General features: G+C 44.0%; 11 protein-coding genes and 1 tRNA gene. 5 read left to right on the top strand and 7 right to left on the bottom strand.

Annotated features, from left to right (window positions below; all coding sequences use genetic code 11):
• Window positions 1-515 precede the first annotated feature (515 nt).
• Window positions 516-2,006, bottom strand: coding sequence for a DUF1254 domain-containing protein (locus AC1DP6_RS11790; RefSeq protein WP_477054979.1), 1,491 nt, complete (start codon window positions 2,004-2,006; stop codon window positions 516-518).
• 544 nt (window positions 2,007-2,550) lie between these two features.
• On the opposite strand from AC1DP6_RS11790, the gene AC1DP6_RS11785 reads away from it, so the two are divergent.
• Window positions 2,551-2,970, top strand: coding sequence for a hypothetical protein (locus tag AC1DP6_RS11785; RefSeq protein ID WP_477054978.1), 420 nt, complete (start codon window positions 2,551-2,553; stop codon window positions 2,968-2,970).
• 160 nt (window positions 2,971-3,130) lie between these two features.
• Here the strand turns inward: AC1DP6_RS11785 and AC1DP6_RS11780 are convergent.
• A tRNA-Lys gene (locus tag AC1DP6_RS11780) sits at window positions 3,131-3,203 on the bottom strand.
• Between the two features lie 114 nt (window positions 3,204-3,317).
• Between AC1DP6_RS11780 and AC1DP6_RS11775 the strand changes: the two genes are divergently transcribed.
• Complete coding sequence (locus tag AC1DP6_RS11775) at window positions 3,318-3,896, top strand: YdeI/OmpD-associated family protein (RefSeq protein ID WP_477054977.1); 579 nt, start codon at window positions 3,318-3,320, stop codon at window positions 3,894-3,896.
• 37 nt (window positions 3,897-3,933) lie between these two features.
• Here the strand turns inward: AC1DP6_RS11775 and AC1DP6_RS11770 are convergent, their stop codons facing one another.
• From AC1DP6_RS11770 to AC1DP6_RS11760, 3 genes are all read right to left on the bottom strand, one after another.
• On the bottom strand, window positions 3,934-4,656 hold the full coding sequence (locus AC1DP6_RS11770; protein ID WP_477054976.1) for a nuclear transport factor 2 family protein: 723 nt from the start codon (window positions 4,654-4,656) through the stop codon (window positions 3,934-3,936).
• A gap of 264 nt (window positions 4,657-4,920) precedes the next feature.
• On the bottom strand, window positions 4,921-5,121 hold the full coding sequence (locus AC1DP6_RS11765; RefSeq protein WP_477054975.1) for a hypothetical protein: 201 nt from the start codon (window positions 5,119-5,121) through the stop codon (window positions 4,921-4,923).
• Between the two features lie 64 nt (window positions 5,122-5,185).
• A complete protein-coding gene (locus AC1DP6_RS11760) occupies window positions 5,186-5,554 on the bottom strand; it encodes a YccF domain-containing protein (RefSeq protein WP_441575227.1) in 369 nt (122 codons plus the stop codon).
• Window positions 5,555-6,009: 455 nt separating this feature from the next.
• On the opposite strand from AC1DP6_RS11760, the gene AC1DP6_RS11755 reads away from it, so the two are divergent.
• The 3 genes from AC1DP6_RS11755 (at window position 6,010) to AC1DP6_RS11745 (ending at window position 13,540) form a co-directional block, all read left to right on the top strand.
• Window positions 6,010-9,441: a SusC/RagA family TonB-linked outer membrane protein gene (locus AC1DP6_RS11755; RefSeq protein ID WP_477054974.1), complete on the top strand. Its 3,432-nt coding sequence runs from the start codon at window positions 6,010-6,012 to the stop codon at window positions 9,439-9,441.
• Window positions 9,442-9,473: 32 nt separating this feature from the next.
• Complete coding sequence (locus tag AC1DP6_RS11750; protein ID WP_477054973.1) at window positions 9,474-11,165, top strand: SusD/RagB family nutrient-binding outer membrane lipoprotein; 1,692 nt, start codon at window positions 9,474-9,476, stop codon at window positions 11,163-11,165.
• Window positions 11,166-11,461: 296 nt separating this feature from the next.
• Window positions 11,462-13,540: a LamG domain-containing protein gene (locus tag AC1DP6_RS11745; RefSeq protein WP_477054972.1), complete on the top strand. Its 2,079-nt coding sequence runs from the start codon at window positions 11,462-11,464 to the stop codon at window positions 13,538-13,540.
• Window positions 13,541-13,658: 118 nt separating this feature from the next.
• On the opposite strand, the gene AC1DP6_RS11740 is transcribed toward AC1DP6_RS11745, so the two are convergent.
• Together AC1DP6_RS11740 and AC1DP6_RS11735 are read right to left on the bottom strand one after the other, a co-directional pair.
• Window positions 13,659-15,650 (bottom strand): glucosidase family protein, encoded by a 1,992-nt coding sequence (locus AC1DP6_RS11740; protein ID WP_477054971.1) that lies wholly within the window; start codon window positions 15,648-15,650, stop codon window positions 13,659-13,661.
• Window positions 15,651-15,696: 46 nt separating this feature from the next.
• Window positions 15,697-17,337 carry a RagB/SusD family nutrient uptake outer membrane protein gene (locus AC1DP6_RS11735; protein WP_477054970.1) on the bottom strand — a complete coding sequence of 547 codons (1,641 nt, stop codon included), beginning with the start codon at window positions 17,335-17,337 and terminating at the stop codon, window positions 15,697-15,699.
• Between the last annotated feature and the right edge of the window lie 6 nt (window positions 17,338-17,343).

Here is a 17,343-nt window from a genome sequence, read left to right as displayed (position 1 = left end):
CTATTTAGTCAAAAAAACGTGGTTATCACAAAGTATCGCAAATACAACTTAGTTAAGTTTTAATCATCCAATGGGCTAATTATTTTTTGTAAGTCTTTATTACTTGTATGTAAATATAAGCCTCCACTTCCCGGATTATTAACCTAACACGTTGCCAAAATTGGTCTGGATCGAAGGGGAATAACATCGGGGGCATAGCATTTCATTACGCACACTTTCACTCATACACATTGCTTTCAAAATTATTGGGGTTACTTATCTATTCGAAAATAAATAAAAGTTCAAAAAAATCTCTACCCCATCAAATTCTAAATAGGTTGACCAGCTTCCCGACTTCGGAGGGAAAGCACAAAAAAGCAGGTTGTGATACAACCTGACATCTTGCTCACCGCAAAGCAGGTGAGCGAAAAGATCGGTTGTGATACAATCGAACATCTGGCGGGTTCCGGCGAAACTGGGAAACTACCTATTTCTAACCACGATTCTATAAAGTCGAAGAAGCTAAACTCCAATACTTATTTCATTTCTATCACTGCAGGAGGTATCCACCCGCCGTTCAATATTCTCTCATCGGGCCAATAACTTCTTATATATAATGAGAATTGATCTTTGGGAGCAGGAAGCCAATTACTAATTTTACTTTGTTCAGGAGCAACACGCTGCACATATAACGTTAAAGATCCATCGGCGTTTAATTGCAAATCTTTATTTTTTGTACCAAGAGAATAGCGATGCAGCTCATTAGGAGCAAAAAAGTGGTGTTGGTCATATAATGTCAATGACCAGAAGCCTTTAACAGGAGGTAATTCACCTTTTGCAAAGGTTAGCGTGTATTTATTATTACCGTTCAACCTTATACCGTCAGCATCAAGATCCTGATAAAAATACTTTGTTTCATTTGGCTTGTTCACAAAAATATTGGCTTTGGCGCAGGCAGTTCGTGTCAGATAATCCGTTCCAAATTGAGCGCCATTACTTTGGGTGGTCCAATTATACTTAAGGGGATAGCCAACATTCACAAATTGAAAAATAGGATTTATCAGTTTCTCATTTGCTTCTATAACAGCCTGTGTAGCCACTTGTTTCAATCTTGGATTTTTAGCCAGTCCTTCCAGCAAAAAATTAATTTGCGCATATAATGCTTCCTCACCCGGTAGTGGTGGAACTTCTTTCATTATCAGCGGTAGCTGATCAAAGAAAATTGTAGGATCGACCCATTGCGTTTCTCCTTCATTATTTCTTTTCTCTTCGGGTGTTTTGGGTATTTGAGTCCAGTCCGTTATCTTCATTTTCCCGTCGTACTCACTCAACGGATACATTGTTATTTGATTAATGATTGGTTGTGCTGCCTTTTTATCGGCAGGATCATCATTCAAAAATACACGTGGAATAGCGGCACCACAGCGTGTTGAACACTTAAATACTCCGGCAATTCCGTCAGGTACTTTCCCCTTCCAGTCGGAACCAGCCAACAAATAAAACCCGGGTTTAGTTCCGTACATCTTACCAATATTTGCAAATCCATCAGTGCGTTGGTCGCATACCTGATAAACCCAAAAACGATCGCCAAAATCGGGCACTTGTATCACAACAGCGTCTTTTTCAAAATCAAGAGGACCAAATCCGTATGCAACATCCTGATTAGGGCAAGCAACTTCCCGTTCCTGAGGTTGAATGTAATCTGTTAGCATACATAAACGATTCGGAGGAGAGATAGGCACAATTCCACCCTTGTAAAAAGCCTGAGGAACTTTTTCAAATGTCACCTTACGGGTGTGGAGATTTACCATTGGCCATGCCCATAAATAAGCAAAGTTAGAAATCAATTTTACATACTCCTCAGTCAACGTTGTATTCTGGACTGGCCCCGATGGGAACTTACCATTAAAAGACGTATCAGTGGCAGCTACGACGCCAATGGAATCATTAACCGTGTTTCTACTATGCTGATTATTGCATGCCAATAAACTTGCAACAATTAAACCAACGATTAGGAGCTTTTGCATAAACCTTTATTTACATTAGAACAATAGATAGATACCTGATTGATCTATTACTTATATCAATCAGTCGAAGAGTTTGAGGAGAGCTAATCTGGTATTTGTTTATGCAAGGAGAAGGAGGAAATTACTCTTGTTCGGTACTATAACCAATTACTCCAGAGAATTGTTCACTTAAAACTCAATGGATTCTCAGTCAGTAATACGCTGTTACTTGCTCAAAGCAATCGTATTAATGTTCTACAATCAATAAAATTCAGTAAATTCATAAGGATAGTTAAGCTCTTTGTAAAGCCTCGTAAAGGCTACCACCCTACTCAATCATTATAGAGTAAATTATAGAGCAAAAAAGAAAAGCCCGCGACTATGTAATCTTCAAGTGAACCTTATGGTACAGAAATCGAACTTCCTTTTGCTAAATCTAATGCAAATAGGTAACTTAAACTGATTAAAACCTATTGTCACATAAAAATGGTTTTAATCACCCCAGGGCGCTATTACCACACAATTAAAAAAATGCAATTAGGATTATTTAAATTTTTATTTAACAATGAATAGCATTCGCACCACTTTTCTGGATCAAATAGACAATGAAATTATCGGGAAAAAAGAAGCTTTGGATTTATTTATAAATTTGAATACTAATGATTTAACGTATTCCAACACTGGCTATTTTCAATTGGAAATTTCTGATGAAAGCAATATCATACTACACTTCTCCATTCTTAATAAAGAAAACATATCATTCAGATACGACAAAAATATACCCAATAGCAGAGATGGTGATTCCTGGTATACCTCAAACGAAAACGAGGATTTTAAAATGATGGATGCAGGTGATGAAAATTATGTTCCGGAAAACTCTTTTTTACCTTTACACCTTTCTTTAGAACTCATAACTGCTTTTTTTAATAATCCAGGGGAGAGGCCCAATATCGTAAATTGGAGTGATGTAAATAATTTTGAGTAATGCCAGCAAGAAAAAAATCGCAATTTATAAAGATAGCTCTCTGTAAAATCTCTTAAGCGCTACCACCCCATTGAAGAGATGGAAAGGGAATTAATAGGTGAATAAAAAAGGGGGGCAAAAAAAAGCGTGATACATTCTTTCAAATTGTATCACGCTTTCGTGATCCCCTTGGGACTCGAACCCAAGACCCATACATTAAAAGTGTATTGCTCTACCAACTGAGCTAGGGAATCGTTTCATTTAATGGGAGTGCAAAAGTAGGAATTAATTCAATACTTCCAAATTTTTTTAAAAAAAAGTTATAACCCCAATGCATACACGCTATTCAATACAGTATCTTTATATTTATGACAACACCTAAAGAAATACCGGAACTATCCTTCGAAACCCAGCAGCAATGGGAGAAGTGGCTAAAAAGCAATCATACACAAACAGACGGCGTATGGCTGGTCATCTATAAAAAAAATTCCAAAATCCCTTCCATTAATTATGACCAGGCCCTGGAAGAAGCACTCTGTTATGGATGGATAGACGGTATAAAAAAGTCGAAAGACGAAGTATCCTTCCTCCAGAAATTTACACCCCGACGCGCCAAAAGCATCTGGTCAGAAAAAAACACCAAACATATAGAACGCCTCACCGCCGAAGGAAGAATGAAGCCCACAGGCATTGCCCAGGTAGAAGCAGCCAAAGCAGACGGGCGTTGGGAAAATGCATATGCTGCAGGCAGCAAGGCCACCATCCCGGAGGATTTCATGGCAGCGCTGAAAAAAAATAAAAAAGCGCAGGCATTCTTTGATACCCTGAATAAACAAAATTTATTCGCTATCTATTTCAGGTTACAAAATGCAAAAAAACCGGAAACAAGAGCCAAACGCATCACTACTTTTATTGAAATGCTGGCAAAGCAGGAAAAATTTTATTAACCAGGCCGTTGAAATAAAACGACCTGGTCGATAGTAGTTATATCATCCCATTCGCATGAGGAAGAACAGCAGGAATAACCTGCGTCACCCGCCAATGTTCTGTCAGCAGATTATTTTCCAGTCTGCAGATATCATAAAAAACAGCCGACACCTCTCCCCGCTTTCCGGTCCACTGCACCAACACAAAATCACCTTCTCCTATAATACGATGAACCATTACCGGCCCCTGCTCCGCTAACTGCTTGTCCAGCCGGAATTGTAAAGGATCATGCGTAATGTAGTCCGGCGCCAGAAAAACGGCATGGGGGTGGCGAAAAAAATCCGCTACCAGTGTCTTATTCTCCCCAGTCTTCCCAATATCCCTGATGGTAGTGGTACCCCCTGTCATCGTCACATCGCCGGGAGCATATATGGGTTGCTCCTGCGTAGCATCCCAGTGTTCAGCCAGCTTCCCCTCTTCGAGGCGGTAAAGGTCCACAATGGCCATTTTCTTGCCCATAAACGCCACATCCATATGCACCATTACGTAGTCACCATCAGCAATGGTACGCACCACCGGCGATTGGCTGTTGACCGGCGGAGGCGGCATTTTCTTCAGGTGCTGTAATGCCTCCAGCAGCCCTGCTTTACCGTCTTTTACCATGGGGCTGTGCTGAATATAGGAATCGTGCAGATACGTATCGATTACGTCCGGATTCCGTTCTCCGATAAGATGTTTGAATGCGGCCAATACAATGGCTTTATTATCTGTAGTTGTCATGCAAGTAAGTATTAAAAAGGCAAAAGCTTGCCCGTAGCGCTGTTGCGCCGGAAAAATTATTTGTATAGTCCGGGGAAATTAGTGAAAGGAAACCCTGTTCCCTTTCGGGGAAGGCGGATTTTTGACAATCCTGATATGATATGTGGAGATAATTATTATGCTGTAAACTTACCCTTTTATTTGGAATAAACACAGATTTGCCTTTCACAAAAAAGCGCGCCCGGATACCGGACGCGCTTCGATTGCTTTTATAAATGCTGGAACTCAGCCCATGGCATTACTGTAAACGCCATCTGCCTCATTTTTTGCTTTGCGCATATATTTACGCATGGTACCTGCCGATTCCTTCATGGCATCTTTGGCATCTTCCAATAGATTTCCTCCCTGATGACGTTTTTTGAGATATAATATAACCAGGGATGCTGCTGTACCAACAGCGGCTGCTGCGAATAATATCTTTTTCATATTTCCCGTTTTAGTCCGGAATATAGAAAACCAATAGTCATGCCAACAGCGGCACACACAACCGTTAATAGATTTCCTTGCCAAACGGGGTAAAACTAAGGCTCATCAGCTTAAAATGCTGACGCGCAAAGGGTATCCCTATGATGGTGATCGCCAGTAATAAGCCAAATCCAAGATGTGCCAGCGCAATCCAGATGCCCCCGATAAATATCCAGATAATGTTAAAAATGGTAGACAAACACCCCGTTTGTCCAGGTACATCCCGCACCTGCCGCCCAAAAGGCATCAGGGTAAAGAAACCTATCTTAAAACACTGGAGTCCGAAGGGGATACCGATAATAGTCAGACAAAGCAATAGACCGCTGACCATATACTGCAGAAAGGTAACAAGGCCACCAAAGATGAGCCATAGGATGTTGCCGAGTAAGTTCATGCCCCAAATGTAAAACGGAAGAGGGATATTCAGGAAAATACTTGATAATTTTTTACAAAAAACAAGTGTTTTTATGACAGAATAGTACCTTAACCATGGGTATATCGCAATTTTCCGACTCCCTGAAATCATTCCCCTGCAGGAAGATGCCACCTTGATCGCTCACTGAATGGAGCAGCACTAACTGCACATGCCTACTAATTATTCCCGACGTCTGTTATAGTCGCCTATACAGAAGCGGAATTTCCGGTAAAAACTATCCCTACCAGCCGAACATTTAAGTAATAAAAGTGTTCTTTATAGTGGACAATGTAAACATCCCCTTTCCGAAACAGTAAATAGTATACCTGTAATTATCAATGTAGCCGTAAAAAGCCACCATGACTTAATAAGCAAATCGCACGCAATTATTCAGCTATAGCCGTAAATATTTATCAACCTTTAAAAAAAAATGTATGTGGAAATTTCTACATTCCTGCAAACGCAGGGCTATCTCGTTGTACCTTCTCCTCTGCTGCACGGCGGCATTTGCACAAAACATCAAAGTGACCGGTAAAGTCACCGCCGCCAACAAAGAAGCAATTCCAGGTGTGTCTGTGTTGCTGAAAGGCACCAAAACAGGCGCCATCACCGATGCTCAGGGCATTTATTCCATCAACGCACCCGGCAATGGCACCCTCGTATTTAATGCCGTTGGATTTGTCAAACAGGAAGTCCCCATCAATAATCAGACAGTCATCAACGTTGCGGTGGTAGAAGACAACAAACAACTCGGCGAAGTAGTGGTAACAGCACTGGGTATCACCAAAGCGAAAAAGAGCCTGGGATATGCCACTACGGAGATCAAAGGCGCCGACCTGGCAGTCACCAATGAAGTAAATCCCGTAAATGCCCTCCAGGGCAAAGTAGCAGGTGTTCAGATAGACCAGGGTGCCGGCGGCCTTTTTGGAAGCACCAAAATCGTGATACGTGGTAACTCCACCCTGAGAAATAATAACCAACCCATTTTTGTAATAGATGGGGTGATTATTGAAAACAATACATTCAATGGTACAGGACGCGACTTTGGTAACGACCTGAAAAACCTGAACATGGAAGACTTTGAAAGCGTTACCGTACTCAAAGGCTCTTCTGCCGCCGCCCTCTACGGCTCCCGCGCCATCAACGGTGTTATCCTGATCACTACCAAAAAAGGACATGAAAGAAAAGGTTTAGGCATTAACGTTAGTCAGACAGTGAACGTTTTTAAACCCTACTCCGGCCCCGATTTCCAGAATGAATACGGCGGAGGAACAGTAGGAGCATTCTACACTGATAGCCGTGACCAGAACTACAAACCCACCGAAAACTGGAGAACAAAAATGTTTCCAACAGATCCGGTTACCGGCAAACCTTATATCGATCGGCAGATAGGCAGGGAACTGGAAAACTGGGGCCCCCGCTTCGCCGGACAGGATGTGATCAACTATGATGGTACCCCCACCAAATACGTAGCCCAGCCCAACAACTTCATGGATGCCTTTCAAACCGGCCATGGCTCCGCTACCAACATATCCCTCGATGGCGGCAACGATCGCTCCACCTTCCGGGTATCTTATACCCGCGACCAGAGCGAAGGTATTGTCGCTAAAAACAGTCTGCTTAAAAATAGTATAGACTTACACGTTACTCATATCGTCAACAAATGGCTGAGTGCCGATGTCAGCGCCAACTACACCGATTTCTCCGGCAGAAATCCTCCCAGACTCGGAGGACTCGATGCTTTCGCCTCCTATAATTTTGGTAAACTATTCACCTGGCTGCTCCCCCGTAACTATGATACCAAATACTGGATGCAGAAAGATAAATATACCAGCGTCCTCGGCGGAACACCCAACCCGGCAGATCCCAATGAACCTAATAAAGCACCGGAATCACGCTTCTGGTTCAACCTCTTTGAAAATGAATATCTCCAGAACGAACAAACCATCCGCGGTCGCGTAGCCCTTACTGCTACTATTAATCCGTGGCTGAAAGTGGTGTTGGAAGGAAATGTCAATAACCTCTACACCAGGAATGAAGATAAAGAACTGGGACAGGATCCGAATTTCAACGGCGGCTTGTATGGCCTGGGACATACCAGCAAAGAAAGCTATTTCCTGAAATGGATGGCAATGGTCAACAAAAGTCTGACGAAAGACCTGGACATCAGCGGCTACATCGGCGGAGAAACCCAACGGTTTCAAACTACCTACAACTACAGTAAAACCGATGGAGGCCTGAGCTATCCAGGCAACTACTTCCTCGCCAACTCTGTTAATAAACCAATTGCACAAGGCGGTCTGAAAAGCAAAAAAGCTTTCAACTCCATTTATGCCAGCGCTGATCTGGCCTGGAAAAATCAATTATTCCTGCAGGGAACTTTCCGGGGCGACTGGTCGTCTGCACTGACTTATACAAATGGTACCGGTAACTTCTTTTATACCTATCCCGCAGTAAGTCTTTCCTGGCTCTTTTCAGAAACATTTAAACTACCGGCATGGATTACCTACGGTAAATTCAGAGGCAATATTGCATGGCTGGGTAATGATACAGACCCTTTCACCATCAACCCCGGATTCGCATTTAACGGCTACACAGAATCCCGTGGCGTAGACATTCCCATCTCAACCTACAGTCGCTATACCGATCCGCTCACCGGTAAAATTATAGCGCTGCAGCCTAATCTGAAACCAGAAAGAAAAATTGCCAAGGAGCTGGGCGTAGAAATGCGTTTCCTCAAAAACAGGATAGGATTTGATGTTTCTGTATACCAGGACAACACAAAAAAACAAATCCTGGACATTGGCACTCCTCCGGAATCTGGGCTGGAAGGTGTCATCATCAATGCCGGAAACATCCGGAACCGTGGCCTGGAAATTACGATCGATGGTACCCCTGTTAAAACAAAAAACTTTGAATGGAGCACCAATGTAAATTATTCTCTTAACAGGAACATGATCGTGGACCTTGCCCCCGGCAGATCCGAATATGACCTGAAAGCGAATATCGGAGAAATCAGTACCTGGGCAGTAGTAGGTAAATCCTATGGTACCTTGCGTACACTTATCCACTCCAAAGCCTATCAGGCTACTGATGCCAATGGAAAGCCAATAGCAGACCCCAACAACGGCAAACCAGAACTGGCCTGGCGTTCAGATGGTCGCACCGGGTTCCCTGTCCGCAGCAATACGTTGCAGGATGTAGGAGATATCAACGCCAAATTCCGTGCAGGATGGGGCAATACTTTCCGGTACAAAAATATTTCACTGAATRTATTACTGGATGGTAAATTTGGTGGAGACTTTGTACTCCTCACCTACCGCTATGGTACACATACCGGCGTATTCCCTAATACCCTCGCCGGCAGAGATGCAGAACACGGTGGCATTGGCTGGAAAAGTGGATACGATCAACAGGTGTATGATGACGGCGTGATACCCGATGGTGTATTTGCCAAAGGGCAAATGATTACCCAGCCTAATGGTACACAGGTAAATGTAGGCGGTATGACCTATCAGCAAGCTTATGATAAAGGCTACGTGGAACCGAGCCATGCGCCACAGTTCTACTATCGCTATGGCTCTTCTTCTACCGGCGTATCCGATTACTGGATTAAAAAGAACTCGTGGATCTCGTTGCGTCAGGTATCACTGGCCTACCAGTTCTCTCCGCAGCTCTGCAAAAAAATGATGCTCAATRATCTCAGTGTCGCTATAGTAGGACGCGATTTATTATACCTGTACAATTCACTGCCTTATAATTACAACCCGGCATCCAACAACTCCAACAATACAGCATTTTCCGGAGAAGAAGGATTTTTGCCCATGGTACGCTCCATTGCAGGCACGATCCGGGTAGGCTTCTAGGTAAAAAATTGTACTTACTAAAAACAACGACCATGAAAAATATAATAAACCGATCTATAAAATACTGCATACTATTGGCACTGCTGGGCAGCAGCTCCTGCTCCAAAAATTTCGGGGATATCAACACAGACCCCAGCCTTGTAGCCAAGCCGGATGTTAAATTCCTCCTTAGCTTTTCGCAGGACAAAATCATCACCTACCAGGGAACAGAATGGGTATACGAAAGCATGGAACAACTCATGCGCTTTACGCAGGCTGTCACCACCAGCCCGTATGAAATCACCGGTAATGTAAATACCCGCTATAATATTTACTACCTGCAGATTCTGCCCAATCTTTTTGAAATAAGAAAACAGGTCGACCTCATGCCTAATAAAGACCAGTACCAGAAAATAAAAATGGTCACCTACATTTTACAGGTGTTGCATGGTCTCAAGGTAACAGATATGAATGGCTCCATTCCATATACACAGGCTATCGAAGGCCGCTATGATGCCATGTACAGCCCCGTGTTTGATGAGCAGCCTGCCTTAATTAATAATTGGCTCGCCCAACTGAATGATGCCATCAGGGTATTATCAGATAACACGCTGCCTACCCAGGTCACTTACTCTCAATCAGATATTTTTTACCAGAGCGATTGGGTGAAGTGGGTGAAGCTAGCCAATACACTGAAGCTCAGAATAGCCGCCAGACTGGAAAATGCAGACAATGCAAAATGTAAAGCCATCTTCCAGGAAGTATTAAAAGATCCGACAGGCGCTATCAACGGAGACGATTCACAGGTCAAATATCTTAACAGTACCTATTCACCGTTTGGGAGTAGTACCGACGTTGATTATCGCAGTCGCCGCTATGCTACTACTTCCATTATGACGTTCCTTAAAAAAAGTAACGATCCGCGGTTACCGGTATACTTTGAAAAAAATGACCTGGTGGGTACGTATAAAGATAGTCTCGCTTTCTACCATGTCACCCTTCCTGCATTTATTAATCCAAACGATCCGCTGATCCAGTTCCAGGGAGGCCCGGCCGATTGGACCAYCAATCCCACCGTAGCCGCTTATATCGGCAACTCATTTAGTATTGGTCCTTCTACCAGGTACAACCTGATATCAGCGATCAATCGCAAATTCTTCTCTCCAAAACTTAATCAGTCAAAAGATAATTTCCTCGACGTTTCTGTAACGTATGCAGAAACCTGTTTTTATATCGCAGAATTTACACAAAAAGGATATGCAGGAGGTGTAGATACAAAAGGTACAGCGGAAGACTGGTACAAAAAAGGGATTACGTCTTCTATCCAGACCAATAATGCCATTGCCATTGCAGCAGGATCTGCTACCGCCTATACCGGCGATGGATCTACAGAAATCGGCAACTACCTGAATAATGCCAACGTAAAATTCAATGGCAGCAATAACCTGGAGCGCATCTACATACAGGAATACCTGAGTTTTTACCGGCAGCCCAATGAAGCGTATGTTTTTTGCAGACGCACAGGCTACCCTAAAAATGTATCTGCGTATTATGCCAGAGAAACCTTTAATGAATTAATACCTCGCCGGTTCTGGTTATTGGATCCGGGAGAAGTAAACCGCGCTAACTGGAATGCCGCCATGCAGCAACAGGGCTTTACGCCCAATGCACAGGACCTTCCCACACTTAGCACACAAAGAATCTGGTACGATAAATCGGCACCTGATTTTGGTAAAGGACAATAAAGGTAAAAGACAATAAAAGAGAAGAGGCCGTCCCATTCAATTATGGGACGGCCTCTTCTCTTTTTATATTTTCTCCAAATACACATATAAATACCCGCTCTATGCCCCTAAACAGGTATTTATACCTGTTTTCAGAAACACTCATTTACTCTCTTATTCAGGCCGGCAGATCGATGGACATTTGTGAACAAGGATGTGCAGCTGCCAGCACCGAAAAAAACAGGTCTACCTGACTTGACAATAAGCAGGGGGTGAAACCGAAAAACCATAACAGAGTAGGACCAAAAAATACACTTATGAATCTCGGATTAACAATGCGCTGGGGATATAGCGCGCTTCAATTCAATGGCTACACGTATGCTCATTTCCCATCCGACCTCCTTAACAACATGGGGTCGTTTACGTTCGAAGCAACGATCCTTTCAACGACAGCAACAGGGACCATCCTTTGCAATGCATCAATACACGACGGCACTTATTTCAAATTCTCTATTTCCGACGGGCATTTGTATTTCGGGGCGATAAATAATACCGGACAGTGGTTCCAGGTAACRTCTTCAACGCCGCTATCACTAAACGAATGGCATCAGGTGGCAGTTACTGTTGATACTGACAGGAAATTGATCACGCTGTACCAGGATGGAAACGAAGTAGGTAGTGCCGCCATACAGGGGATTCCTTTCCAGGCCATAAAGCTGTATACCTATATCGGTGTCGGAAAAAATGGAGCGCAAACCGGCTTCGTAGACTTCTTCCAGGGGCAAATGGCACGTGTAGCCATTTGGAAATCGGCCCGGGGCGCTTTTGAAATCGTGGAAGATTCAATTGCTGTCGTTCCACCTCCGGCAACAAGAACTGATCTCGTTTTATGGACAGACTTCACGGAAATGCCGACGGAAGACCGCTCCGGTAATGCTATTGAGATCACCTATAGTACGCCTCCACCCAGCTATCTTTATAATATCCCTTCGGTAGGGATAACACAAAATGGTGCTATTGATTGCGGTGTCTATCCGGAATATAATTTCGGCGGTCATCAGTCATACACCATTGAGGGCTGGTTTAACCCCTCCTCCACAGCGGATATAGCCGTAATGGTAGCCTTTGAAAATGGCGGGCAATGGCAATACTATATTCAGTATGATAAAGTCAACAGCCGCATCATTGCAAAACGGAATTCAGATGGACAAGCCATCTATTCCAAGGAACAGATCACGGAAGAACGTTTCTATCACTTTGCCGTTTCCTATAACGGAGATTCAAAAATGATGAGCCTCTACGTAAATGGGAACCTGCAAACAGCGGAATATTTTCCCAGCCCTGTAGCAAATGTTGATCAGGGACAACTGACAATAGGCGGAATCGGCTTTATCGGTTACTTTCAAAACGTCCGTTTATGGAAAGATTGCCTGGATCAGGCAGAACTCCGTCAATGGATACTAAATGATGTGATTACCGATCCAAGACTGGTAGCCAACTTCGACTTCACTACCACTCCACCGATGGATTCAATGGGTCATACTGTTCAACTACTGGGTGGTGCTGCCAACATGCTTGCAACAACTACCCTTGAACTGGCAGACAGAAAAGCCCAGCTAGGTGTTTCTATGCCTATCAATTCCAGCTATTTTAATAGCGTGGAGGAAGTCCCCCTTCCTCCTCCAGTCATAAAATCTGTTGATCAGCCTGAACTATCCTCCGCTGTTCATAAGGAAAAAACATTTACAGACCTGGTTAATTTCTGGAAGGTGGATGAAGAAAAACAAGATGCTTTCCGGGAAGTATTTGAAAAAGCATATGCACAGGCAGAAGAAACGTTATCAGAGAATGAAAATCTCCTGAAAGTTTATACAAGAACAGATGAAAATGGAAGAACAAAGATCATATACCACGGCCTTCGCGGAGACGCACTTATTTATGACCGTCCAATAGGAGAAGTAACTGACTGCACTATCTGGTGGATAACTTTTATCTTCACCATCTCTGTTAAATTTCTGGGCATATTCCTCCCGCTTCCGATTTTCTCTCCTTTCAACCAGATTCCCGGTAAAGTTTACAATATTGTTGTCAAGAATGCAAAGCTGTTGGCAAAAATCACCGCTTTAATCGGCACTACGATCGGCGTTGCTTCCGGGCTCGATATTATAACAGAAATGCATCGTGAAAAGGTTTTATGGCCCATTTTAAAATTCGTTATAGTCTCGGCAGGTTGGTTTGGCCTGACTGCTATCATTGCAAGAGCCTTTACGATGGCTACCGGCGCAGTAGCAGCAGAAATACTGGCGAAGTTTATTATATGGGCTGCGCAACTGACGAAGCTTTCACTGGAATATAACGGAAACTGCGGAAAGTTGGTGGAGAAAGCTGCTGTTTAATAAAAAACATTAGCAGTTGCTGATAACTTTTATTTAAGCAAGGACAGAGTTAAAACAAAAAGAGAAGCTGTCTCATTTAGTTATGAGGCAGCTTCTTTAATAGTTGAAATTTTAACGACTAATCCGGCAACACCACCGGAATCACATCTTTCCCATTCCAATTTCTTTCAGTCACTACTTTTCCTTTATTCATGACCGTTACCTTCCATTGCTTACCCGAACGCTTTACCACAATATCCATATCCCCATCAAATGCCCGGATATGCCGCAACGCCATATTATTCCAGGCGGCAGGCAAACGCGGACACATATCAAACTCACGTAATCCCGTGGGCACAATGCCAAAAAGCCCTTCCGTAATCACACGACAATACAACGCACTTTCTGCGGAAAGATGCCGCTGATCACCCTCCGGCCAGGCCTCTACCGGGTAAGGGACATGCTCTCCCAGTAAACGCTGCCGCGTATAATAAGCCAGGTATTTCAGGGTAGTATCCGTAGCTCCCGCAAAGAAAAGCCCGCGGAAAGCATATAAAGTAGACCGATCCCAGAAAGTATGATCTCCTGCTGCGGTGAGGATGCCATTGCTGGTCCACAGGTATGGCGACAGCAACGCTCTCATGGTCGCATCACGGCGTTCATTGATGCCCATTACCAGGGGCAAACAGATCCACGAACGTAACACCGTATTTTCTTCGTAATAACGATAGGTATCAAAACCCTGCACGGTATGTCCGAAGAAATGTTCTATATCACTACCCAGTTTTTTTGCACGTTGATGATACAATGCCGCGGTGTCCTTATCGCCGAGTGCAGTAGCCAGATAGGCCGCACTCTCGTAGGCGCCGTAGGCCAGGGCGTTGGTAGATAAGTTAGCCTTACCCGCCGGAAACCGGCCCTCCAGCTCATCGGCATCGGAAGTAATAATACCATCCGGTCTTTTGTGCAGCTCCAGGTATTGCAGGCACCAGTTGATCAACGGATACAACTGCTTTGCAATCGTCTTATCACCAGAAGCCAGCGCAAAACGTGCCGCCCCATAAGCAATCATGGCCTGATCGCCGCGGTCGTGGGCACCGTTCCAGTACCCATCTCCCTCAGCAATCACAGAACTGGGAATAGGCTGATACGCTGCATTCATATAGCGGGCAAATAAACGGAAACTATTCACCGCCGATTCATTACCATTGGCATTACCCAGGAAAGGGAAAAACGGGTTGGCATATTCTGCCTGATCGTTTGCCCAGATGGCGGCATAATAGGCGCCGCCTCCAGGACCATGCATCAAACCGGCTTTAGTATCATAAATACTTTCTGTAGCCCGGATCTTGGCAAAATCAAAACCCCGGTTAATGGTATCATTAGGCGTTTCCAGTACAAGGTCCTGCATCAGCTCCTGCACAAAAGCAGTTCTGCGCAACAGCTCATAAGCCGGCGAAAAATAATAGGCAGGCGTACTGATTTTACGGGCGCTATAAATAACCGCGATCGAATGCTTTTCTCCCGGTGCCAGCTCAAAACTGCCATAGCCGGTTACTTCCGACCGGATCACATATTCGCCGTATACACCTTTATCTGCCGCAGTATGCTGTTCACTCACCAGGCTATCGATTTGTATACGACAGGCACGGGCACCATTATTTACCAGCTCCCGTGATTGAATAAACCCTGCTTTATCTACCGACGGAAATAATACATCCGTCACCGTTAGATCTGTGTTGGTTCGGGAATGTACACTCAGAAATCCTTTTAAATAAAAATCTTCCGGTAATACTTTCAACGGTACGCCGTTTGCCGTAATAGCCGGTAGTTCTGTACCATCGAAATTCGTTTTCAGACTGGCATGTGTGTTATTGGGAATGGTGCGCAGCATAGGAAACACCAGCTGCTTCTTTAACAGCAGCTCCTGCTGATCATTTGTACCATAGGTAATAATAGCAGAAAGCTGTTTGCCACTCATTTCAATATGATCCGTATGCGCAGGAGCACCGGCTACGGTCCAGCGGATGCCTCCGTCTGTTGCCAGTGTCCAGCGGGGCAACTGCGCATGGACAGATCCCGTAATAGATAACCAGCATGCCACTGCCAGCAAAAATCTGATGGTATTCATGTCTAAAACTGTTTTAAAGAAGAGGGCAAACAATGGACGAATGTACTTAATAACCCGGATTCTGCGTCAACTCATTATTCTTATTCATCTCTTCTTTAGGTATAGGGAATAGGTAGTTATTCACGTTAAATTTCCGATCCTGCAAAGTAAGATAGGTATACTTAAAAGTACCATCTGCTTTCTTTTCAATACTCACTCTTTTCAATGGTAAATTATCTGTTGCTTCTGCAATCTTCCAGCGGCGCACATCAAAAAAGCGATGCCCTTCAAAACACAGCTCTATGGCCCTTTCATGATAGATCCTATCCCTCAGCTCCTCACCGGTAGCCGTAACATCCGGTAACTGCACACTGGCGCGGGAACGTACCAGGTTCAGGTACTTGCGGGCCGTTACTTCATCGTGCTGTTCAAAAGCAGCTTCTGCGTAGTTAAGATAAATTTCACCCAGTCGGAAAGCAATCCAGTTCTGCGCACTGCCACCAAATATGTTGGTGTTGGTTTCATCTGCATACTTACGCCAGTTATAGCCGGTGAAGCTGGCATTCCAGCTGTCTACGCTGCTCTGCGGACTATCCATCCCCCCAATAAAGTACTCTACATTACGACCTTTGAATGGTGCACCATTAAATAAAATGTTGGCATAAAAACGTGGATCACGGTTATCATACGGGTGAGCCGCATCATATCCGGATGCAGGATCAGTAATCATTTTACCGCTCTTCATTTCAAAAGCATCTACTATATTCTGGGAAGGCACATAAGCGGAATAGCCATGTGATCCGTTAGGATAAATATAAACATCTATCGAGTTATCTGCATAGGTAGCGTTCATACCGAAAGAAAAAATCGCTTCCGGCGTTTTCTTATCCAGGAAGATCTGCTTGTAATCCGCCCGCTGATCCAGCCGGTAGTATCCCTGATCTGCCAGGTCTATGACTGCTTTGGCCGCATCTCCAGCCAGTTTCCACTTGTTGGGATCAACAGGGTTACTATTATGCAGTTTACTGGCAGCATACAACAATGCCCTCGATTTAAAGGCCAGCACCGCCCCTTTGGTAACGCGCCCGGTATTAGCACTGCTATAAGTAAATGGTAATCCTGGTAAAGCCTCATCCAGCTCTTTTATAACAAAAGCCATCACCTCATCATAGGTATTTCTTTTTACGGTGAAATTCTTGTCGGCAATAGTATAGGATTTGGTAATCAATGGAACCCCACCATAGCGGGATAACAGGTCAAAGTAACACCAGGCCCTGATAAACTTCATCTCACCGATTAAACGACTTCTAAGGGTTTCATCTCCCTTTACCCCTGCTATTCTTTCAAAAAAGATATTACAGCTGCGGATATATGCATAATCATCGGTCCAGTTATCAAGACCGGTATAATCCGGTGTAATCTGTCCCAGGTTAAAGCGAAACTCCCCTTCGTAGTTCCAGTGATCATATCCTTCATCAGAGGCGCCGGAAAGCCCCGTAGTACTGGCTTTGCTGGAGGCATCAATAAAATGCGGCAGTATCCAGTATCTCGAATTTACATATGCTTCCACCAACCGCAGATCAGACCACATCACCTCGTCTGAATAGCTCATTGGAGGCTGTTTATCCAGTAAGTCTTTATTACAGGCAGATAGTCCCATACACACACAAAAGCCGCCTACAAAAAGTTTATATATCGTTTTGTTCATGATTGC

Source organism: Chitinophaga sp. 01L420 (assembly GCF_056399985.1).
The sequence above is the reverse complement of the archived record's forward strand: the minus strand, read 5'-3'. Positions and strand labels throughout refer to the sequence as shown.